This window comes from Halorubrum sp. FL23 (assembly GCF_052439115.2).
GTDB classification, from domain to species: domain Archaea; phylum Halobacteriota; class Halobacteria; order Halobacteriales; family Haloferacaceae; genus Halorubrum; species Halorubrum persicum.
The window spans coordinates 307,212-329,024 of sequence record NZ_JBQVRO020000003.1; the positions used below are offsets into that span (position 1 = coordinate 307,212).

18 protein-coding genes and 2 tRNA genes are annotated in these 21,813 nt (G+C 68.8%); 12 read left to right on the forward strand and 8 right to left on the reverse strand.

Annotation, left to right across the window (positions count from 1 at the left end):
• Positions 1–137: 137 nt before the first annotated feature.
• Both ACT4MF_RS05625 and ACT4MF_RS05630 read left to right on the forward strand, forming a co-directional pair.
• A complete protein-coding gene (locus tag ACT4MF_RS05625; protein WP_444681992.1) occupies positions 138–1,163 on the forward strand; it encodes a transcription initiation factor IIB in 1,026 nt (341 codons plus the stop codon).
• Between the two features lie 287 nt (positions 1,164–1,450).
• Positions 1,451–3,100, forward strand: coding sequence for a GTPBP1 family GTP-binding protein (locus ACT4MF_RS05630; RefSeq protein ID WP_099255799.1), 1,650 nt, complete (start codon positions 1,451–1,453; stop codon positions 3,098–3,100).
• 3 nt (positions 3,101–3,103) lie between these two features.
• Here ACT4MF_RS05630 and ACT4MF_RS05635 read toward each other — a convergent pair whose 3' ends face one another.
• The 8 genes from ACT4MF_RS05635 to ACT4MF_RS05670 form a co-directional block, all read right to left on the reverse strand.
• The gene (locus tag ACT4MF_RS05635) at positions 3,104–3,670 is read right to left on the reverse strand and encodes a DUF7529 family protein (RefSeq protein ID WP_099255798.1); all 567 of its coding nucleotides are present in this window, start codon (positions 3,668–3,670) and stop codon (positions 3,104–3,106) included.
• A gap of 49 nt (positions 3,671–3,719) precedes the next feature.
• Positions 3,720–4,124 carry a DUF7555 family protein gene (locus ACT4MF_RS05640; protein WP_099255797.1) on the reverse strand — a complete coding sequence of 135 codons (405 nt, stop codon included), beginning with the start codon at positions 4,122–4,124 and terminating at the stop codon, positions 3,720–3,722.
• A 3-nt stretch (positions 4,125–4,127) separates the two neighbouring features.
• Positions 4,128–5,492 carry an ABC transporter ATP-binding protein gene (locus tag ACT4MF_RS05645; RefSeq protein WP_099255796.1) on the reverse strand — a complete coding sequence of 455 codons (1,365 nt, stop codon included), beginning with the start codon at positions 5,490–5,492 and terminating at the stop codon, positions 4,128–4,130.
• Complete coding sequence (locus ACT4MF_RS05650; RefSeq protein ID WP_444681993.1) at positions 5,489–6,850, reverse strand: ABC transporter ATP-binding protein; 1,362 nt, start codon at positions 6,848–6,850, stop codon at positions 5,489–5,491. The genes ACT4MF_RS05645 and ACT4MF_RS05650 overlap by 4 nt, the downstream gene beginning before the upstream one ends.
• Positions 6,850–8,592: an ABC transporter permease gene (locus tag ACT4MF_RS05655; RefSeq protein ID WP_444681994.1), complete on the reverse strand. Its 1,743-nt coding sequence runs from the start codon at positions 8,590–8,592 to the stop codon at positions 6,850–6,852. Before ACT4MF_RS05655 ends, ACT4MF_RS05650 begins: the two co-directional genes overlap by 1 nt.
• Positions 8,589–9,659, reverse strand: coding sequence for an ABC transporter permease (locus ACT4MF_RS05660; RefSeq protein WP_444681995.1), 1,071 nt, complete (start codon positions 9,657–9,659; stop codon positions 8,589–8,591). Before ACT4MF_RS05660 ends, ACT4MF_RS05655 begins: the two co-directional genes overlap by 4 nt.
• 105 nt (positions 9,660–9,764) lie before the next feature.
• Entirely contained in the window at positions 9,765–11,642 is a 1,878-nt protein-coding gene (locus tag ACT4MF_RS05665; RefSeq protein ID WP_444681996.1) for an ABC transporter substrate-binding protein, read from the reverse strand.
• Between the two features lie 90 nt (positions 11,643–11,732).
• Positions 11,733–12,119, reverse strand: coding sequence for a dihydroneopterin aldolase family protein (locus ACT4MF_RS05670; protein ID WP_444681997.1), 387 nt, complete (start codon positions 12,117–12,119; stop codon positions 11,733–11,735).
• Between the two features lie 101 nt (positions 12,120–12,220).
• Between ACT4MF_RS05670 and ACT4MF_RS05675 the strand changes: the two genes are divergently transcribed.
• The 10 genes from ACT4MF_RS05675 (at position 12,221) to ACT4MF_RS05720 (ending at position 21,611) form a co-directional block, all read left to right on the forward strand.
• Complete coding sequence (locus ACT4MF_RS05675) at positions 12,221–13,576, forward strand: amidohydrolase (RefSeq protein ID WP_444681998.1); 1,356 nt, start codon at positions 12,221–12,223, stop codon at positions 13,574–13,576.
• 81 nt (positions 13,577–13,657) lie between these two features.
• Positions 13,658–14,296: a LysE family translocator gene (locus tag ACT4MF_RS05680; RefSeq protein ID WP_099255789.1), complete on the forward strand. Its 639-nt coding sequence runs from the start codon at positions 13,658–13,660 to the stop codon at positions 14,294–14,296.
• A 228-nt stretch (positions 14,297–14,524) separates the two neighbouring features.
• A complete protein-coding gene (locus tag ACT4MF_RS05685) occupies positions 14,525–15,739 on the forward strand; it encodes a hypothetical protein (RefSeq protein ID WP_444681999.1) in 1,215 nt (404 codons plus the stop codon).
• Between the two features lie 107 nt (positions 15,740–15,846).
• Complete coding sequence (locus ACT4MF_RS05690; protein ID WP_099255788.1) at positions 15,847–17,136, forward strand: adenosylhomocysteinase; 1,290 nt, start codon at positions 15,847–15,849, stop codon at positions 17,134–17,136.
• Positions 17,137–17,258: 122 nt separating this feature from the next.
• Positions 17,259–17,423, forward strand: coding sequence for an FXYD domain-containing ion transport regulator (locus tag ACT4MF_RS05695; RefSeq protein WP_180271806.1), 165 nt, complete (start codon positions 17,259–17,261; stop codon positions 17,421–17,423).
• 58 nt (positions 17,424–17,481) lie between these two features.
• Positions 17,482–18,258 (forward strand): endonuclease NucS, encoded by a 777-nt coding sequence (gene nucS, locus ACT4MF_RS05700; protein WP_444682000.1) that lies wholly within the window; start codon positions 17,482–17,484, stop codon positions 18,256–18,258.
• 91 nt (positions 18,259–18,349) lie between these two features.
• The gene (locus ACT4MF_RS05705) at positions 18,350–18,880 is read left to right on the forward strand and encodes a 50S ribosomal protein L16 (RefSeq protein ID WP_099255786.1); all 531 of its coding nucleotides are present in this window, start codon (positions 18,350–18,352) and stop codon (positions 18,878–18,880) included.
• Positions 18,881–19,021: 141 nt separating this feature from the next.
• Complete coding sequence (locus ACT4MF_RS05710; protein WP_444682001.1) at positions 19,022–21,076, forward strand: DEAD/DEAH box helicase; 2,055 nt, start codon at positions 19,022–19,024, stop codon at positions 21,074–21,076.
• 111 nt (positions 21,077–21,187) lie between these two features.
• Positions 21,188–21,258, forward strand: a tRNA-Pro gene (locus ACT4MF_RS05715).
• A 279-nt stretch (positions 21,259–21,537) separates the two neighbouring features.
• Positions 21,538–21,611, forward strand: a tRNA-Phe gene (locus ACT4MF_RS05720).
• Positions 21,612–21,813 lie beyond the last annotated feature (202 nt).

Sequence of the window (21,813 nt, forward strand, 5' to 3'; positions counted from 1 at the left end):
TAAAACCACCGTACTGCAGCGGGATAGGTTCGGAAAACACCGAACGGTTACCGGTCGGTTCGAGCGCTCCGTTCCGGTCGATCCGCCCCGAATTCTCCCGGGTTTAAGTAAGGCATCGGGCCCGAGTTCGATGTGTGATGAGTGAGGCACGCTCTACCCGGACCCGCTCGCCCCGCACCGAGACCGACGACACCGCGACCGCGGACCGCGCCGCGACGACGACCCGCGGCGAATCCGTCGATCGGGACGAACCCGCCGACCGCGCCGCGACGGCCCGCGACGAGACCACCGACGGCGACGAGACCGCCGCTCGCGAGATGTGTCCCGAGTGCGGCGGTCGGACGCGCGCCGACGCCGCGGAGCGGGTCTGTACCGACTGCGGGCTCGTCGTCGAGTCCGACCGGATCGACCACGGTCCCGAGTGGCGGTCGTTCGACGACGACGACACGAACCCCAAGCGAACCGGCGCTCCGCTGACGCGCTCGCGCCACGATCGCGGGCTCTCGACGGAGATCGGTCGGTCGACGAAGGTCAAGGGGCGCAAGCGGCGGCGGCTCGCCCGGATGCGGACCCAGCACAACCGGGCGCAGATCTCGACGAAGCGCGACCGCAACAAGGTGTACGCCTACACGGAGATCCGCCGGCTGACCGGCGCCCTGGAGCTGCCCGACAGCGTTCGCGACGCCGCCTGCACGCTGTTCGACTCCGCGCAGTCCGAGAGCCTGCTCCGCGGCCGGTCGCTCGAGGGGTTCGCGGCCGCCTGCCTGTACGTCGCCTGCCGCACCGCCGACGTGGCCCGCACGGTCGAAGAGATCTGCGCCGAAGCGAAGGCGACGGAGGCCGAGCACCGGGCCGCCTTCGACGCGATGAACCGCGAGCTCGGGCTCCCGATCGCGCCGACCGGTCCCGCCGAGTACCTCCCGCGGTTTGCGAGCGACCTCGACTGCGACGCCGACGTGGAGCGCCGGGCGGGCGAGCTGGCGGAGCGCGCCGTCGCGGAGGGGATCGCGAACGGGCGTAACCCGGTCGGCGTCGCCGCCGCCTGTCTGTACACCGCGGCCCGCGAGCTGGACGCGGAGTGCACCCAGCAGGAGGCCGCCGACGTGGCCGACGTGACCCCCGTGACCGTTCGCCGCACGTACGTGGATCTGACCGCGGAGTGAGCCGGGAGGCGGACGCGGTCATCCCGATCGGGCCGGAATCGCCGGCAGACGATCGGGCCGACACTGTTCTGAGGACCCGCTGAGTGCGACGAAAAGGGAACGACGGCGAGGCCGCCTCGAAGGCGACGGCGCCGCGAGGGAGTCGCGGGCGAGAACGTCGCGGGACCGAAACGGTCGGGAGTGGTCGGGATCGCTCCCGTCCCCTCGCAACCTCTCGGTACCGATCACGTGACGTGGGGACGCATAGCACGAAAACCGTTAAGCCCGGCTACCGCCTACGAACGGACATGAGCGCTGACCGGTCCGCCCTCCGGCGGGCCATCGAGCGCGGCGAACGGGACGGCGGCGAGATCGAGTTCAAGGAGCGGCTGACTCGTGAGGTCCACTTAGCCGAGGGGCGAATGGAGTCGCTCGTGGCCCAGCTCCGCCATCGCGTGCTCTCCGGCGACGGCGAGGCCACCTACGTCCTCGGCGTCACCGACGACGGCGGGTTGGCCGGGATCTCCCCCGACGCCTTCTCCGAGACGATGGACGTGCTCTCGCTGTTAGCCGACGAGGCGGACGCCCACATCGCCGACGTGGAGACGTGGAGCGCCGGATCCGACGGCAACGGGAGCGCGGAGGGGCTCGTCGGCCTCGCCACCCTCCGCGACGGGGGGATGTTCGAGATGGACGACGACCACCTCGTGATCGGCACGGCCGGCCACGTCGATCACGGGAAGTCGACGCTCGTGGGGACCCTCGTCACCGGCCACGCCGACGACGGGCAGGGCGGCACGCGCGGCTTCCTGGACGTCCAGCCGCACGAGGTCGAGCGGGGGCTCTCCGCCGACTTGTCGTACGCCGTCTACGGCTTCGACGACGGCGGCGACGAGCCGGTCCGGATGGACAACCCGCACCGCAAGTCCGACCGCGCCCGGATCGTCGAAGAGGCGGACCGGCTGGTCTCGTTCGTCGACACCGTCGGCCACGAGCCGTGGCTCCGGACGACGATCCGCGGACTCGTCGGCCAGAAGCTCGACTACGGGCTCCTCGTCGTCGCCGCCGACGACGGGCCGACGACGACGACCCGCGAGCACCTGGGGATCCTCCTGGCGACGGAGCTCCCGACGATCGTCGCGATCACGAAGGCGGACGCCGTGAGCGACGAGCGGCTCGCCGAAGTCGAGCGCGAGACCGAGTCGATGCTGCGGGACGCCGGACAGACGCCCCTCCTCGTCGACCGGCACGGGATCGACGCGGCGGTCGCAGAGGTGGGCGACGGCGTCGTTCCGCTGCTCCGGACGAGCGCCGTGACGAAGGCGGGGATCGGGACGCTCGACCGGCTGTTCGAGACGCTCCCGAAGCGGGCGACGCCGGAGCGCGAGGAGTTCCGGATGTACGTCGATCGGAGCTACAAGGTGACGGGCGTCGGCGCGGTCGCGTCCGGAACGGTCAACTCCGGCACCGTGGAGGCCGGCGACGAGCTCCTCTTGGGACCGATGGCCGACGGCTCCCTGCGCGAGGTGGAGGTGCGCTCGATCGAGATGCATTACCACCGCGTCGATAAGGCGACCGCCGGCCGGATCGTCGGGATCGCGTTGAAGGGGGTCGACGAGTCGGAGATCGAGCGGGGGATGGCCCTGGTGCCCCGCGGAAGCGACCCCGAGCCGGTCCGCGAGTTCGAGGCCGAGGTGATGGTCCTGAACCACCCGACGCGGATACAGGAGGGGTACGAGCCGGTCGTCCACGTCGAGACGGTGTCGGAGGCGGCCGTCTTCGCTCCCGAGGGCGGGCGGCTCCTCCCCGGAGACACCGGGCGGACGACGGTCCGATTCAAGTTCCGCCCGTACCTGATCGAGGAGGGTCAGCGGTTCGTCTTCCGAGAGGGGTCGAGCAAGGGCGTCGGAACCGTCCGGTCGATCGGCGAGACCGGAACTGACGACTCCGCGGAGTGAGGCTCAGGCGCCGCCGTTGCCGGTCGGCTCGTCGACGGTGGCGACGGTGGTGGCGCTGTCCTTGTCCGGGGGCGCGACGAGGGGGCGGAACTCCTCGTACCGGAATCGCCCGAGGGTCTCTCCGGAGATGGTGTTGAAGTGGCTGTACAGCGCGCCCTCGTCGACGGCGGACTGCGTCATTCCGTCCGCCGTCGTCATGTCGTACTTGCACGGCACGAAGATCGATCGTTTCGCGTCCGGATCGATGAGCTCGATGGCGACGTACATCACCCCGTCGATGGCGTCCCCGTACACGAGGTACTCGGTGTACGCCTCCTCGTCGTACGCCTCGACGAACGCGTCGGCGTAGTTGTTCGGAACGACGTGCATCAGGCCGAACCGGTCGTGGTCCTTCATGTCCCGGCTGACCGTGTCGGTATGGGGGACCATGACGACGGTCGTCTCCCACCCATCGTCCCGGCGGTCCTCGGCGAGCATATCGGTCTCCTCGAGCGTTTGCTCCCACGCGGTGATGTGCTCCTCGCCGAACCGCTGGCGCTGACGGACGAAGGCGTCCTCCTCGGGGTCCATTGCTGTGTGCGACTGGTCGGGGGAGAAAGATAACTCTTTTCGAGCCCGCTCAGGCGACGCCGAGCGCCGTCTCCATCAGCAGCGAGCCCCCGAGCGTCGCGACGCCGGCGAGGAGCACCTTTCCGGCGACGCGGACCCGCTCCGGCGGCGCCGGGAGCCGGATCCACCGGATCGGCGGGAGCGCTCGAACGAGACCCTCGAGGCGCGTGCCGCGCGCGCTCATCGACGGGCGGTCGAGGTCGTCGACCGAGGAGGGCCACAGCCGCACCGTGGCGTAGCCGACGAGAAGCCAGCCGGCCACGAACGCCAACAGCTTCCCCCGAACGAATCCCCCGCCGGTCGCGAGCCCGAGCGCGACCGAGCCGAGCAGCACGACGACGGCCACCACGAGGGCGTACGCGAACGCGTCGGCCAGGGCGCGGGCGCGCGTCCGGAACCGGCGAGGAACGCCCATGGGTTAGCTGCGGTCGTCGAGCACGGTCTCCGTCTCTCGGTGCTCGGCGTCGTGGCGGTGACAGTAGCTCAAGCGACCGCTGTCGCTCACTTCGTAGTACTCGGGCTCGACGGGGTCGGCCCCGCCCTCGGGGGCGACGCCGTCACAGACGCTTCCGAACTCGGCGTTGAGTCGGTCGAGCGCCGCCTGTTCCTCGTGGTTGCCGGCGGCCTCGGCGACGTCGGTGAGGACCCGCTCGACCTCGTCCGGCACCGCGGTGTCGCCGAACAGCTCGTCGTACGTCTCGTCGATCGTAGCGAAGCGAGTCTCCAAGCCGAAGCGCTCGCGGACTCGCTCGCGGATCGAGCGGTCGGCGCGCATGCGCTCGCGGATGATCTCGCGGAACCCGTTGATCCCCTCCCAGACCTCGTCGTCGAGGTCCTCGTGTTTGTCGGGGCGGATGCGGACCGGACACCGCGTGCTGAACGGACAGCCCGTCGGCGGGTACCGCGGGTTCGGCGGCGTCCCGTGGAGCGTGATCCGGTCGCGGCTCGCGGTGGGGTCCGGCTTCGGGATCGCCGAGAGGAGCGCGTGGGTGTACGGGTTCGCCGGGTCGGTGAACAGCTCCTCGGTCGGACCGATCTCCATGATGTTGCCGAGGTACATCACCGCGACCCGGTCGCAGATGTGCCGGACGACGGAGAGGTCGTGGGCGATGAACAGGTACGTCAGGTCGAACTCGTCTTGAAGCTCTTCGAGCAGGTTGATGATCTCGGCCTGCACCGAGACGTCGAGCGCGCTCACCGGCTCGTCGAGCACGATGAACTCGGGGTTCAACGCGAGCGTCCGCGCGATGCCGATCCGCTGGCGCTGCCCGCCCGAGAACTGGTGCGGGTACCGGTAGTAGTGCTCGGGCGAGAGGCCGACCTCGTCCAGCAGGGATTTGACGCGCTTCCGGCGGTCGGCCGGCGTCTTCCAGTCGTGAACGTCGAGCGGTTCCCGGATGATCTCGCCGATCGTCATCCGGTCGTTCAGGCTGGAGTCGGGGTCCTGAAACACCATCTGCGCGTTCTGTCGCCACTCGTAGAGCTGGTCGCCGCGCAGCGAGGTGATGTCGGTGCCGTCGAACAGGACCTCGCCGTCGGTCGCCTCTTCGAGCTGGATGAGCGTCCGACCGAGGGTGGTCTTCCCGCAGCCGGACTCGCCGACGAGCCCGAGCGTCTCCCCCCGCCGGATGTCGAAACTGACGCCGTCGACCGCCTTGACGGGACGGTCCTCCAACAGACTGCCGCTGTCGTAGTACGTCTTCAGGTCCCGTACCTTCACCATCGTGTCGGACGGGGTCTCAGCCCGGTCGTCCGGCGTCGTCGAAGCTGTGTTCTGGCTCATTGTCGGTCACCTCGGCGGTCCCGCTCCTGATGTCGCTCGACGGCCTCCTCGGTCGAAACGTCGTCCGGGTACAGCAGGCACGCGGCCGTGTGGTCGTCCGTCTCCTCGTCGACGGGCGTTGGAACCGGATGAACCGACTCGCACTCGTCGAACGCCTTCGGACACCGGGGGGCGAACCGGCAGTGCGTCGCCGGCTCGTTCGGCGTCGGGACGCTGCCATCGATCGTCGACAGCTTGTCGCCGACCTGCCCGCCCGGGATCGAGTCGAGGAGCCCGTTGGTGTACGGGTGTTTCGGGTCCGCGAACAGCGGTCCCACGTCGGCCGACTCGACGACCTCGCCGGCGTACATCACGTTGACCCGGTCGGAAACGTCGGCGATCACGCCCATGTCGTGGGTGATGAACATCACCGCCACGTCCCGCGACTCCTGGATCTCCGCGATCAGGTCCAGGATCTGCGCCTGGATCGTGACGTCGAGCGCGGTGGTCGGCTCGTCGCAGATCAGCATGTCGGGCTCGCACGCGAGCGCCATCGCGATGACGGCGCGCTGGCGCATCCCGCCGGAGAACTGGTGCGGGTACTCGTTGACCCGCCGGCGGGCGTCCGGGATCCCGACCGCCTCGAGCAGCTCCGCGGCCTCCTGCGTGGCCTCCTTCCCGGAGAGCCCCTGGTGGAGTTCCAGCGCCTCCTCGATCTGGTTCCCGACCGTGTAGACGGGGTTGAGGCTGGTCAGCGGGTCCTGAAACACCATCGCGATCCGGCCGCCGCGCATCTTGCGCTGGGCCTCGCCGGAGAGGCGGGTGATCTCGACGAACCCGTCGCGGATCGACGCGGGAGAGTCGACGTCGCCGTCGAGCACGAAGACGCACTCGTCGCCGTCCGTGATCCCGACCTCGTCGGTGTAGCCGGCCGCGGCCACGTCGACCACGGGGACATCGGCGGGGTCGTCGTGGCCGAACTCCGCCGGGGTGGCGTCGGTCGCCCCGAACACCTCCGCGGGGTCGTACCGCGCGTCCAGCTCCTCGACCGCGACCGTCCGCTTCGAGAATAGCTCGGCGAACTCGCGGACCGCGTCGAGATCGCGGTAGCGGACGCTGCTCCCGCGGAGCACGCGCCCCGGCGACTCGATCAGTCCCATCAGCGAGCGGGCCGTGACGCTTTTCCCGCTCCCGCTCTCGCCGACGATGCCGACCGTCTGGCCCGAGTCGATCTGGAAGTCGACCCCGTCGACGGCACGGATCGTCTCCTTGTCGGTGAAGAACGCGGTCTGGAGGTTCCGAACGTCGATGAGCGGGTCGTCGCTCCGGGCCTCGTCTGCCGCCGCAGCCCCGGACGCGGACTCCTCTTCGACGGCCATCACGCACCACCTCCGGCGGTGGCGGCCTCGCTCTCGTCCACGTCGGCCTCCGGATCGATCGCGTCGCGGATCGCGTCACCGAGCGCGTTGAACGCGATAACGACCAGGACGATCGCGATTCCGGGGATGGTCGCGACGTGCCAGGAGCTGGTCGAGATGTACGACTGTCCGCCGTTGATGAGCCGTCCCCACTCGGGGGTCGGCGGGTTGATCCCGAGTCCGAGGAACGTCAGCGCGGCGGTCGAGATGATCACGCCGCCGATCAGAAGCGATCCGTAGATCAGGATGTAGCCGGCGATGTAGGGTGCCATGTGTTTGCGCATCGTTTGTAGGGGGGTCTGTCCGTAGCTCTTCGCGGCGTCGACCCACTCCTGTTCGGACACCTGCAGCGAGGGGCCGCGTATCGCGCGCCACATTCCGGGCCAGTAGGCGAACGCAAAGATCAGCGCCAACAGCAGTCCGCCGTCGAGCGGTTGGGCGATCGGGTGGTTCGCCTCTTGGAAGACGACGGAGACGAGCATGATGAGCAGCAGCGCCGGGACCGCCTGAATGGTGTCGCTCGCCATCACCGTCGCGATGTCGGTGATCCCCTTGTAGTACGACGACAGGAGCGAGAGGACGACCGCGATGAGCGCCCCGAGCCCGATCGCCGTGACCCCGATGACGAGCGAGGTCCGGGCGCCGTACGAGAGGTGCGTCATCATGTCTTGGCCCCTGTTCGTCGTCCCGAGCGGTGCCCACCGCCCGTAGCCGTCGTAGCTCATCGGTCCGATCGTGTTCTGGCCGTCGGAGCGGCTCTGGAGGTTCGCGAACACGTGCGTCGTGGAGGTGACCTCGCCGTTCTCGTCGAGGTATTGGAACTCGTGAGCGTTGGGCTCGTAGATGTTGTGCTGGGCCTCGACCGGGCTCACCGCCGGCGCCCACAGGGCCAGCACGACGAACAGGAAGACGATCACGAAGCCGAACAGCCCCCAGTAGTTGTGCCGGAAGCGCCGGACCGTGTCGTCCCGGGGCGTCCAGTCGGCGAGCCGGTAGTGCGTCCGGTAGACGTTGAACCCCCGCCACAACCAGACGAGGAACGCGGTGGCGTACGCGAACACGAGCCCGGTCCGGATCGCCCACGCGGCGGCGGGCGAGAGGCCGAGGAACGTCCCTTCCCAGCCGCCGTCCGGCAGTCGGTGGCCGGTGTTCGCGATCAGGTCTCGGCTCGTGATCGACGGGAGCGCCGAGGCGAGCGCGTCGACGCCGCCGGTGATCGCACCGATCAGCGCGGAGAACGCGCCGCCGACCGGCGTGTACGCGATGAGCCCGGCGGCGGCGACGAGGACGAACGTCAGTTCGGCGCGCTTCGCCCAGCGGCGCCCCCGGCGCGAGAGGTCGAGCCCGAGAATGTCGACGGCGGCGTCGGGGACGCTCCCGGAGACGGGGACCGTGATCGCGAAGGCGATCAGCACGGCCGTGAGCGCGGTCGCGACGAACCCGGCCGCGCCGCCGAGCGTTCCGGCCACGTTGTCGCCGACCGAGGCCGGGATGCTCGCGAAGAGCTCGACCGTGAACCCGACGATCCCGAACGCCTGACCGACGCCGGCGAACACGCGACCGATTTCGAGCAGGAGCAGGAGCGCGAGTCCGGCGAGCCAGACCGTCGCCGGTCGGGGATTCTCCCGGACGCGGTCGCGGAACAGCTTGTCGTCGTCCGGTTCCTCGAATCCGTCCGTGGAATCGCTCTGTCTCGTGCTCATTGGTCGTACCCCACGCGGGGATCGATAACGGTGTACAGGAAGTCTTGGAGGATGTTGAGCCCCAAGATGATCAGCGTGAAGAGGAACAGCAGGGCCCCGGCCATCGGCAGGTCACCCTGCGTCAGCGACTGGAAGAAGATCCGCCCGAGCCCGTTGATGTTGAAGATCTGTTCGACGATCACGGAGCCGCCGATGAGCAGGAACGCTTCGCTCGTGATCACCGGCAGCAGCGGGATCATGGCGTTCCGGAAGATGTGCTTCCAGACGATCACGCGGCTGGGGAGCCCCTTCGCCTTCGCGGTCTCGACGAACTTCGAGTTGACCGTCTCCAGCATCGCGGTCCGACCGATGCGCAGCTCGGCCGCCATCGACGCCGACCCGAGGATGAGCGCCGGCGGCAGGATGAGCTTGATGTCGATCGCCAGCGCCGTCCAGTCGCTCACGTACGGCATCGGGAGCATCAGCACGTCGGTCGTCGAGAACCACTCGAGTGTCGGGGTCCCGGTGATGCTGATGTCGCGGGCCGCGAAGTCCGGGCCGAGGGTGTACCAGTTGATGCCGAGCAGCTCGCCGCCCTCGCGGGTGCGCCGAAGCACCGCCAGCGCGATCACGCACAGCCAGAAGTTCGGCAGCGCCTGCCAGATGATGCCGCCGAGGGAGGCCGCGTAGTCGCCGAACGTGTTAGGGTTGAGTCCGGCGTAGAAGCCGAGAGGGATCCCGATGAACAGCGGCAGCAGGATCGCCCAAAACCCCAGCCAGAGCGTCGCCGGTGCGGCGCCGACGGCGATGTCGAGGATGTCCCGCTCGGCCTGCACAACCCACGACTGGCCGAAGTTGAACGTGATGAAGTCCGTGATGAAGTCGACGTACTGCTCCCACAGCGGGTCGTTGAGGCCCAGCCGCTCCCGGAGCTGCTGTCTGTCCGCCGCGCCCGCTTGGGGGCCGAGGCGTGCGGCGACCGGATCGATCGGTCCCGTCCGGAGCATGATGAACAGGAAGGTCAACACGGAGAACAACACCGGGACGGTGAGCAGTAGCCGCTTAATGAAGTATTCCCAGCGGCTCATGGCGTCTTACGGTCTCTTGGGGTCGTGGTGGGCATGGATCGACTCAATATTGGAGGGTAGCTCGTGCGATAGCTAAATGCTTCGATAATCGGAGGGCGAGAGCCTCTACTCGGCCTCTTCCTCGAGCCGGGTCTGCCAGTCGAGGTAGAATCCGTTGGTCTCGCCGGGCATCGACGAGGTGTCGGTGTTGAGCGGTTCGAGCTGGAACATGCCGTACGGAACCGCCGGCCAGCTCCAGATCCACCCGAGACTGTACATCTCGAGGTCACCGTCCTCACCGCGGCTCTGCAGGGTCGAGAACTGCGACGACTCGAGCGACAGGTTGACTCCGGTCCCGGAGATCAGGTCGCGGACGAGCTCGCCCGCCGTCTGGAACACCTGACTCTCGTACGTGGTGAGCGTCATATCGACCGGGTCGTCGGTCGTGATGCCGGCTTCGTCGAGGACCGATCGGGCGCCCTCGATGTCGCTCTCGCCGAGGCTGTACGGGTACGCGTCGAGGAACTGGTTGTACCCGTCGTTCCCGGTGGGCCAGATCGCGGGGGGGAGGAAGCTGTAGGCCGGGGTGCCGCGGCCGGCGAACACTTCCTGCACGATCTGATCTTTGTTCATCACGTACGCGATCGCCTGCCGGGCCGCGCGCTGCGTGTTCGAGACGTTGAACGCGAAGTAGTACGTGCTGATCTCCGAGACGCCGACGTAGTTGACTTCCTCGTTCAGTTCGCCCGCCGGACCGTACGTCCCGACCTGTCGACCGCGGTCGTCGGCCTCGGCGTCGATGGCGTCCGCCTCGTACGCAAACGTCGGCACGCTGAAGATGTCGGCGTTCTGTTCGAGGGCGTAGGTCCACGCCGCCTGGCTGTCCTCGATGATCTCCCAGTTGACGGCGTCGACGCTGGCGACCTCGCCGTAGTAGTCGTCGTTGCGGACGACGGTGACGTCCTCGTCGACGTTGAACGCGTCGAGTTCGAACGGGCCGGTCCCGTTAGCGACCTCGGTCGAGAACTCCTGGTGAGTGACCTCGCCGTCGTACCCCTCGATGTCGCCGACGTACCCCTGCGGGATCACGGAGAAGCTGGAGTACGCGATGACGTCGAGCACGTCGGGGTTCGGACCGACGAGCTGGATCTCGATGGTTCGGTCGTCGATGACCTCGATCGCCAGCGAGTCGGCGACGACGTTGCCGTCGTCGTCCGTCTCGGCGTCGATACCGAGTCCGACGGGCTGATTGAGGGTGAAGCTCGCGCGCTCGGAGTTCTCCGACTCGACGGTGCGGCGCCAGGAGTATTTCACGTCCTGCGCCGTCATCTGGCTCCCGTCGTGGAACTGGACGTCGTCGCGGAGGGTGAACGTCCACGTGGTGCCGTCCTCGGAGACCTCGTACTCCGACATGAGCTGGTTCTCGATCACCGGGACGCCGTTGGGGAACGCCGTCAGGTTCTCGTAGAGCTGCGTGATGACCCGCGACGACGCCGTGTCGGTGGACATGATGGGGTCGAGCTCGTCGAAGGTGTCGTTGACCAGGTTGAGCTCGCTCTGTCCCTCGACGGTCGTCGTGTTGTACTGCTGCCAGTGGGCGCCCAGCGCACCGCTCACCGGGACATCGACGTAGTCGTACCAGAACCGCTCGGTGAAGGAGTGGAACAGCGGGATGACCGCGGCGTCGTCGCGGACCGCCTCCTCCATCTCGATGTACGCCTCTTTTCGGAGTTCTTCGTCCTCCGGGAGGGGGTTGGCGACGGCGCGCTCCCAAGCGGCCTGCGCCTTGTCGGCGTTGGACCGCTGGGGCTCGTCCTCGCCGTCTTCGCCGTCGTCGCCGTCCATACCGTCGCTGCCGTCACTCCCGTCGCTTCCGTCGCCACCGTCGGAGGGCTCCTGATCGGAACAGCCGGCGAGGCTTACCGCCGCCCCGCCGCCGAGGAGGCCGAGTAGCCGTCGTCGCTTCGTGCTCTCAACTGCCTCCCCACTTTTTGGATCGGGCATATTACACCGCTTTTGGTAGGTTGTACTAAAATCTTCCTCAAAGTTTTCTATAGTCATCGGAGGAAGGGGGGGTTCGAGTGAACAGACGTATCAACTGTCCACGTTGACCTCGTCTCCCTCGTCGGGGTCGCCCGTTGGATCGTCGACCGCGACCAGCTCCATCAGCGGGTAGCCGTCCCGCATCGCCATCCGGGTGCGGACGGTCACACCCTCGTAAGCGATCCGCATCTCGACGTCCATCAGCGAACCGGTCAGCTCGGTGTACCCGTTCTCGTGGTCGATCGCCTCCGCGACCCGATCGTCGTGGATATCGACGGTCACCGCGTCGCAGAACGGCTGGTTCTCGATCGCCTCGGCCATCGCCGCCTCCAGGCTGCGCGTGCTCGCCGGGCTGACGGGCGTCCCCGCGAACTGGTGGTACAGCGAGCCGAACTTGATCCCGGCCTCGAAACACGCCTGCTGGGCATCGGTTGTCATGGACGGACTCAGGCGGCGACCGGGAAAGAACGTTCGGAGGCGGGGACGACCCCGGCACCGCCGAACGGAAGGCGTTAGGTCCGCCGGGCGGAAACGGGAGCATGAACACGCTTCGCGTGGCGGGCGGACAGGTGCTCCGTCCCGACAGTCACGTGACCGAGTCGGACGTGCTGGTCGACCGCGACGCCGGGACGATCGTCGCGGTGGGCGACGACACCGCGGCCGGCCGGACCGAAGGTGACGGGGAGGCGGGGACCTCCGCCGACGAGCGTCCCGACGCGGACGAGGTGCTCGACGCCGACGGGTCGCTCGTGATCCCGGGGCTCGTCAACGCACACACCCACGTCGCGATGACGCTCCTCCGCGGGTACGCCGACGACAAGCCGCTCGACCCGTGGCTGCGCGAGGACATCTGGCCGGCCGAGGCCGAGCTCACGCCGGACGACATCGAGGCCGGCGCCGAGCTCGGCGCACTGGAGATGATCCGGTCGGGGACGACCGCGTTCGCGGACATGTACTTCGCGATGGACCGCGTCGCGGGCGTAGTCGATCGCGCGGGCCTTCGCGCCCGGCTCGGTCACGGCGTGGTCACGGTCGGGAAGGACGACGCGGACGCTCGCGCCGACATCGAGGAGAGCTTAGCGATCGCGACGGAGCTCGACGGCGCCGCGGAGGGTCGGGTCCGGACCGCGTTCATGCCGCACTCGCTGACCACGGTCGGCGAGGAATTCCTCCGCGAGGGCGTCGCGGCGGCCCGCGAGTCGGGGGTCCCGATCCATCTCCACGCGAACGAAACGACCGACGAGGTCGACCCGATCGTCGACAAGCGGGGTGAGCGACCGATCGCGTACGCCGCCGCGATCGACGCGCTCGGTCCGGACGACTTCTTCGCGCACGGCGTCCACCTCGACGCGTCGGAGGTCGACCGGCTCGCCGACGCCGGGACCGCGATCGTCCACTGCCCGGCCTCGAACATGAAGCTCGCGAGCGGGATGGCGCCGGTCGAACGCCTCCGCGAGGCGGGCGTGACGGTCGCGCTCGGCACCGACGGGGCGGCCTCGAACAACGACCTCGACGTGTTCGACGAGATGCGCGACGCCGCGATGCTCGGGAAGCTCGCCGCGGACGACGCCGCCGCGGTCCCCGCCGAGGCGGTCGTGGAGATGGCGACCGCCGGGGGTTCCGAGGCCCTCGGGCTCCCCGGCGGTCGGATCGAGCCGGGCGCCGCCGCCGACCTCGCCGTCGTCGACCTCGACGCCCCGCATCTCACGCCGGTACACGACCCCGTCTCGCACCTCGCGTACGCGGCGCGCGGGAGCGACGTGCGCCACACCGTCTGCGACGGGACGGTCCTGATGCGGGATCGCGAGGTCCTCACGCTCGACGCCGACGCGGTTCAGGAGCGGGCGGCGGCGGCCGCGAGCGACCTCGTCGACCGGGTCGGCGACGCCGCGTGAGGACCGGGCGACGCCGCGGTCGCGGAGCAAGTATCCGGAGCGTCGGGGGGTTTTAATCGGCGCCCGGGCGACGGGCCGGTCGTGATCGATCTGCCCGTCGTGCTCGCGTTCGTTCCGGCGGTCGCGGCGGTCATCGTCTCGCCCGGCCCGGACTCGATATACACGGTGACCCAGAGTCTCAGCGACGGCCGAGCGGCCGGGGTCGCCGCAGCGGTCGGCACCGCGACCGGCGTGTTGGTGCACGCGGGCGCCGCGGTCCTCGGCCTCTCCGCGCTCCTGCGCACGACGGCCGAGGCGTACCTCGTCGTGAAGTACGTCGGCGCCGCCTACCTGGTGTACCTCGGCGTACGGCTACTCAGGGACGACGAGACGTTCGATCTCGACGGGTCGGCCGGGGCCGGGGACCGGTCGCTCGTCGAGTCGTATCGGCGGGCCGTCACGATCAACGTCACCAATCCGCAGGTGGCCGTGTTCGTGCTCGCGTTCTTCCCGCAGTTCGTCCCGGCGGGCGCGGACGCCTCCCTCCAGCTGTCCGTCCTCGGTGCGGTGTACGCGGGTCTCAGTCTCCTGTATCTCGCCGGCGTGGCGCTGTTCGCCGACCGCGCGCGGCACCTGCTGCTGGAGTCGGCGGTCGGTCGACGCGCCGTCCGATACGCGAGCGGCAGCGTCCTGGTCGGATTCGGCCTGCGGCTCGCGCTGGACGAGGGCCGAGCCCCGTGAGGGGTGCCGGGGCGCGACGATCGGAGCGCGGGGGCCGGCCGCGCGTCCGAGCCGCGTCCGAGGGGCGAGACGGGGGGAACAGCTCCCCGATCGGTTGGTGCGAACCGCGTTTCGACCCGTATTCCCGAAACTGGCCGGAGAAGCCCGTTAACCCGAGTGAAATCCGGTTTAAACCGACTTAACGGAGTTCCCTTTTTATACGGTAACGGTGTCACGGGCCGGATGCACATGAGAGAACGCACGATTGGCCTGCTGCTGATCGCGGTCGTCGCGCTCGGCGCGATGACCGGCGTCGCGGCCGCCGAGGGCGACCTCGGCGTGACCGTCGACGACGCGGACGGGGAACCGACGGTCACGGTGACCGAGAATGACACCGCGGTCGAGAACGCCACGGTCAACGTGAGCGTCGCGGACCCCGCGAACGAGTCGTACGCGGGGACGGGCGAGTACGAGACCGACGCGAACGGCACCGTCGGCCTTCCCGCTCCGGAGGAAGACGTGACGGTTGAGATGACCGTCACCGCCGGGAACCAGACCGCCTCGACGACGACCGATCTCGAGGCGCCCGACGGGCTCGAACTCGACGTGTCGGACGCCGACGGCGAGCCGGTCGTCACGGTGACCGACGACGACGCGGCGGTCGAGAACGCCTCGGTGAACGTCACGACCGCCGACAGACAGAACGTCACCTACGCCGGCGAGGGCGAGTACGAGACCGACGCGAACGGCACCGTCGGCCTCCCCGCCGCCGAAGAGAACGTCACGGTCGACGTGACGGCCGAGTACGAGAACGAGTCAGTCTCGACGACGGTCGATCTGGTCGCCGAGGGCGGCGAGACCGAGGAACAGCCCTTCGGCCAGGTCGTCCAGGAGTTCGTCGAGGACCTGCAGGACCGCGAGGGCGGCATCGGTGACGCCGTCTCGGACTTCGTGACGGAGAACAACCCGGGGAACGCTCCGGACCACGCCGGGAGCCCGGGCGGCCCGGACGACGCGGGTAACGGGAGCGACGCCGGCAACGCGAGCGACAGTCCCGGGAACGCGCCCGACCACGCCGGTCAGGGCAACGGGAACGGCGGCGAGCAGGGTCCGCCGGACCACGCGGGCCCGAACGGTGAGGACGGCGACGACGCAGACGAGGACGACGACGCGGAGGGCGACGACGAGCAGGGACCGCCGAGCCACGCCGGTCCGAACGGTGACGACGACGACGCGGAGGAAGACGACAGCGACGACGCAGAGGAAGACGACGGCGACGACGCGGAGGAAGACGACAGCGACGACGCGGAGGAAGACGACAGCGACGACGCAGAGGAAGACGACAGCGACGACGCGGAGGAAGACGAGGAGGATGCGGACGAGGAAGATGAAGGTGAAGACGACGACGCCGGGAACGGCCCGGGTAACGGGAACGGCCCGGGTAACGGGAACGCCCCGCAGTAACTGACGGCGCGTCGCGCGCCGGTTCGGTCGTCGAGTCGCTGACGGTTCTTTTTCCGGTCGCGCCCGGTGTCGGCAGGGTTTAGTGCGCCGTGAGCGAACCGAGAGATATGAGCGAAACCGCGTACTCGCCGGTGTCACAGCACCTCTCGGACCCCGAGACGGCCCGCGAGGAGGGCCGCCGGAAGATGGACTGGGCGCTCCAACATATGCCGATTCTGAACGCCCTCCGCGACGAGTTCGTCGACGAGCAGCCGCTCGAGGGCGAGACGATCGCGATGGCGATGCACGTCGAGGCGAAGACGGCGAACCTCGTCGAACTCTTGGCCGACGGCGGCGCCGAGGTCGCGATCACCGGCTGTAACCCCCTCTCGACGCACGACGACGTGTCGGCCGCGCTCGACGCCCACGAGTCGATCACCTCCTACGCGGTCCGCGGCGTCGACGACGAGGCGTACTACGACGCGATGCACGCCTGCATCGCCCACGAGCCCACCATCACCGTCGACGACGGGATGGACATGGTGAAGCTCGTCCACGAGGAGTACCCCGAGCTGATCGACTCCATCGTTGGCGGCGCCGAGGAGACGACCACCGGCGTCGACCGCCTGCGCGCGATGGACGCCGACGGCGAGCTGCACTACCCCGTCTTCGCCGTGAACGACACGCCGATGAAGCAGCTGTTCGACAACGTCCACGGCACCGGCGAGTCGTCGCTCGCGACCATCGCGATGACGACCAACCTCTCGTGGGCCGGCAAGAACGTCGTCGTCGGCGGCTACGGCCAGTGCGGCAAGGGCGTCGCGAAGAAGGCCGCCGGCCAGAACGCGAACGTCATCGTCTGCGAGGTCGACCCCCGGAAGGCGCTCGAAGCGCACATGGAGGGGTACGAGGTCCTCCCGATGCGGGAGGCCGCGAAGACGGGCGACGTGTTCATCACGACGACCGGTAACCGCGACGTGATCACCCGCGAGCACTTCGAGGAGATGCAGGACGGCGTCCTCCTCGCGAACGCCGGCCACTTCGACGTGGAAGTGAACCTCGACGACCTCGACGACCTCGCCGTCGACCGCTACGAGGTCCGCGACGGCGTCGAAGGGTTCGAGCTGGACGACGGTCGGGTGCTGAACGTGATCGCCGAGGGGCGGCTCGTCAACCTCGCTGCCCCGATCGCGCTGGGCCACCCGGTCGAGGTGATGGACCAGAGCTTCGGCGTGCAGGCGGTCGTCGTCCGCGAGCTCGCGGAGCACGGCGAGCGCTACGAGGCCGGGGTCCACGACGTGCCCGACGAACTCGACCGCGAGGTGGCGGACATCAAACTCGCCGCCGAGGGCGTCGAGTACGACCACCTCAGCGACGAGCAGCGCGAGTACATGGACAGCTGGGAGCACGGGACCTGAACAGCCGGGAGCGCGGGGGCTGACCAGCCGGGAGCGCGGGAACCGACCGGGGTTTCGAGGGGGTCGATCCGCCGAACGCGACGGGCCGGGCGGCTTTTGTGCGACGCGACCGAACCAGTCGCATGAACCTGACTGCGGTGTTACACGCCGGATTCGGCGTCTCGATCGTTGCCGGGATCCTCGTTTCGGACACGACGCTCCGCATCGGCGCCTTCGCGCTCGGGGTCGTCCTCTTCGTCGCCGGCATCGCGGTGTCGCGCCGCGATGGCGGGAGCAGCGCGGAGTGAGAGGAGACCGCGGGGCGAGCGCGCGCCCTTTTTCAGCCGCGGCCGACTACTGACGGCAGTGACAGTCACGAGCGTCCACGACCCGAGCCACCGCGAGGCCCTCTGGGAGCTCGAGGACGCCTTCGAGCGCGGCGACCTCGTCAGCGTGTTCGGCCGCTGCACCGTCAGCTACGAGGGCCGCGCCGCCTCCGACCTCGGCGCGGGCGACCGCCTGCTCGTGTTGAAGCCCGACGGCGCCGCCCTCGTCCACACCGACGAGGGACGCCAGCCCGTCAACTGGCAGCCGCCGGGGTCGGAGCACCGCGCCGCGGTGCGCGAGGGGCGGCTCCGGGTGCGCTCGACGCGAACCAGCCCCGACGAAACCCTGACCGTCCGCTTTTCCGACGTGCACCAGCTCTCCGCGATGGCCGTCACCGGCGGCCGAGACCTCACCCTCCACGGGAGCGAGGAGGACCTCAGAACCCGGATCCTGGAGCGCCCCGAGCTCGTCGAGCCGGGGTTCGAACCCCGCGAGACCGAGCGCCCGTCGAGCGCCGGTCCGGTGGACATCTTCGGCGTCGACGCGGACGGAACCCCGGTCGTCATCGAGCTGAAACGCCGGCGGGTGGGCCCGGACGCGGTCGGGCAGCTCGCCCGGTACGTGCGGGCGCTTCGGGAAGAGCTTGGGGTGGAAGGGGAAGGAGAAGGAAAAGGAGGAGAAGGCGAAGAGACGGAAGCGGCCGCCCCCGCCGTTCGGGGCGTCCTCGTCGCGCCCTCGATCACCGATCGGGCCGCCGAGCGACTCGCGGAGCGCGGGTTCGACCACGTCGCGCTCGACCCGACGCCCGAGACGTGAGCCGGCGGCGCTGAGCGGGGCGGAGCCGACGACGACGCCGTGGTATCGAAGGCTTTATCGCCGCAGCACCGGCTACATCGGACAAGTAGCCATGTCTGACAAACCCGCCTCTATGTATCGGACGATCGACAAGCCGTCGTACACCCGCCGCGAATACATCACGGGCATTCCGGGCTCGAAGATCGCCCAGCACAACATGGGCGACCTCTCCGCGGAGCCGGACGACTACCCCGTCCAGATCAGCCTCCGCGTCGAGGAGGAACTCCAGATCCGACACGGCTCGCTCGAGAGCGCGCGCCTCTCGGCGAACCGTCACCTCATCAAGGAGCTCGGCGAGGGCAACTACAAGATGACCCTCCGCAAGTTCCCCCACCAGGTCATCCGGGAGAACAAGCAGGCGACCGGCGCCGGTGCGGACCGCGTCTCCGACGGGATGCGGCAGGCGTTCGGCAAGCCGGTCGGGACCGCCGCGCGGCTCAACAAGGACGACATCGTCTTCACCGCCTACTGCGACGTCGAGCAGGCGTCCGTCGTGAAGGAGGCGTTCCGCCGCGCGTACAACAAGCTCTCGCCGCCGTGCCGGATCACCGTCGAGCGCGGCGAGAAGCTGCTCGTCTCGTAACGACCGCCGACGCGCCCCGTCCGTTCGAGGCGGGTTTTTCTCCGTGCGATCGCGTGACGTAGCCGCGGCGCCGCGAACGCGACACCCGCGCCGGTCCCCGAGCCGAACACCTGAAATACCTCGCTCGCGTACCAGTTCGCAGTGTCACAGCAGTTGGCCGAGGTCGAGACGCTGTTCCTCCACGAGGCGCGGAGCGACTACACCGTCGTCGCGAACCGCGACGGCAACCGCGTGCTCCGCGGGCGCCTCGAGCTCAAAGAGACCTCCGCGGGCCCGCGACCGGGCAAGTTCCGCGTGATTCGCGACGGCGAGGACCACCCCCGTCAGCCCGACGAGTTCGTCGATCTCGCCCGCGCGGCCGGCCGCATTCGGATCTCCGAACAGACCTCCCCCGAGAACCGGGCGCGACTGAAGGAGATGCTCGACGGCTACCAGCTGGAGGCGACGGCGGTCCGGACCTGCCGGCGCTGCGCGAGCGACGGTCGGTACGGCCCCATCACGAGCGAGGGCGCGATCGAGCACAACGGCGAGCTGATCTGCCGGGACTGCGCCCGCCGAGAGTTAGAGCGGGAGCTGTCGTACAAAGGCGAGTTCACAGGCGCCGCCGAGGAGCGCGTCGAAGAGCTGTTGTACGAGTCGGGCGACTTAGACCGGATCGTCAACCTCCTGCAGGGCGGGCTCGACCCCGACCTCACCAAGTACGACGAGGTCTCCGCCAACGTCGACGACATCTCGCCGGTCCGGACCGAGGATCTGGACCTGCACCCGGACCTCTCCGCACATCTACAGGGGCGCTTCGAGGAGCTGCTGCCGGTCCAGAGCCTCTCCGTGCGGAACGGGCTCCTGGAGGGGAACGACCAGCTCGTCGTGAGCGCGACCGCGACGGGGAAGACCCTCGTCGGCGAGCTGACCGGGATCGACCGAGCGCTGAAGGGGGACGGAAAGCTCCTCTTTCTGGTCCCGCTCGTCGCGCTCGCCAACCAGAAGCACGAGGACTTCGAGGACCGCTACGGCGACCTGCTGAACGTCTCGATCCGCGTCGGCTCCTCGCGGGTGAACGACGACGGCAACCGCTTCGACCCGAACGCCGACGTGATCGTCGGCACCTACGAGGGGATCGACCACGCGCTCCGGACCGGGAAGGACCTCGGCGACGTGGGCACCGTCGTCATCGACGAGGTCCACACCCTGAAGGAGGGCGAGCGCGGCCACCGGCTCGACGGGCTCATCTCGCGGCTGAAACACTACAGCGAGGAGCGGGTGAAGACGCGTTCGGGGTACGACGGCACCCAGTTCGTCTACCTCTCCGCGACGGTCGGGAACCCCGAGTGGCTCGCCGAGAAGCTCCGGGCGACGCTCATCGAGTACGAGGAGCGCCCCGTCCCCATCGAGCGCCACGTCACCTTCGCGGACAGCCGCGAGAAGGCCGACATCGCCGACAAGCTCGTCAAGCGGGAGTTCGACACGAAATCCTCGAAGGGGTACCGCGGACAGACGATCATCTTCACCAACTCCCGGCGGCGCTGCCACGAGATCAGCCGGAAGCTCCGGTACGACTCCGCGCCGTACCACGCCGGGCTCGACTACAAGCGCCGGAAGAAGGTCGAACGCCAGTTCGGGAATCAGGACCTCTCGGCGGTCGTCACCACCGCGGCACTGGCCGCCGGGGTCGACTTCCCCGCCTCGCAGGTGATCTTCGACTCGCTGGCGATGGGGATCGAGTGGCTCTCAGTACAGGAGTTCTCCCAGATGCTCGGTCGGGCCGGGCGCCCGGACTACCACGATCGCGGTCGCGTCTACCTCCTCGTCGAGCCCGACGGCGTCTACCACAACTCCATGGATCGCACCGAAGACGAGGTCGCGTTCACCCTGCTCAAAGGCGAGATGGAGGACGTGGCGACCCACTACGACGAGACCGCCGCGGTCGAGGAGACGCTGGCGAACGTCGTCGTCGCGGGCAAGAAGGCCAAGCGACTCAACGACCGGATGATCGGCGAGGTGCCGACGAAACACGCGATCGGGAAGCTGCTGGAGTGGGAGTTCATCGACGGCTTCGAGCCGACGCCGCTCGGTCGCGGGATCACGAGGCACTTCCTCGCCCCCGACGAGGCGTTCTTCATGCTCGATGCGATCCGGAAGGGGACGGAACCCTACCAGATCGTCGCCGACCTCGAACTGCGCGATAACGAGGAGTAGACAGCGGATCGTCGAGGGCGAGAGCCGAGCGGGCGAGAGCGTGGCCCGACCGAACGCTGCTCGCCCGCGCAACGAAACGCTTTACCGGCCCATGCGGGTATACGTGAGTACGGGACCGTGGGTTAGTGGTATACTCCGGGCCTTGGGTGCCCGTGACCCCGGTTCGAATCCGGGCGGTCCCACTTTCGCGGCGTGAGTACTCTCGCGAGCGCCGCGGCCGTGCGGCGGTCCCACTCTGCCGCTGCGAGCAACGCGGACGGAACGACCCGGGTTCGACTCCGGACGCTCCCATCTGGCAGGTCCCTGTCCGTCGCTCCTGGGCCGTTCAGCGAGTGTCGAGAGCGGTCTCGGGCGATAGGGGGGACCGACATCGCGTCGCCGGCGGCGGCGCTGCGACTCGCCGATCCGGTCGCCGCCTTTCGAAATCCTTTTGTCTCGAATCGGCGTTGGTCCGAGTGCGAGCCGCCTTAGCTCAGATTGGGAGAGCACTCGACTGAAGATCGAGCTGTCCCCCGTTCAAATCGGGGAGGCGGCATATTCCGAACCCGCGAGCGACAGCGAGCGGGTGAAGAAACGACGCCGGACCGATTTGAGCAGACGAGTCGCGAGCCCGAGCGGAGCGAGGGCGAGTGTCTCGGCGAGTTCGAATCGGGGAGGCGGCACTCTTGTTTCCGCACACCGACACGACGAGTGGCGACTGAAGATCGAGCGAGATACTGCGCACGGCCGGTTCAGTC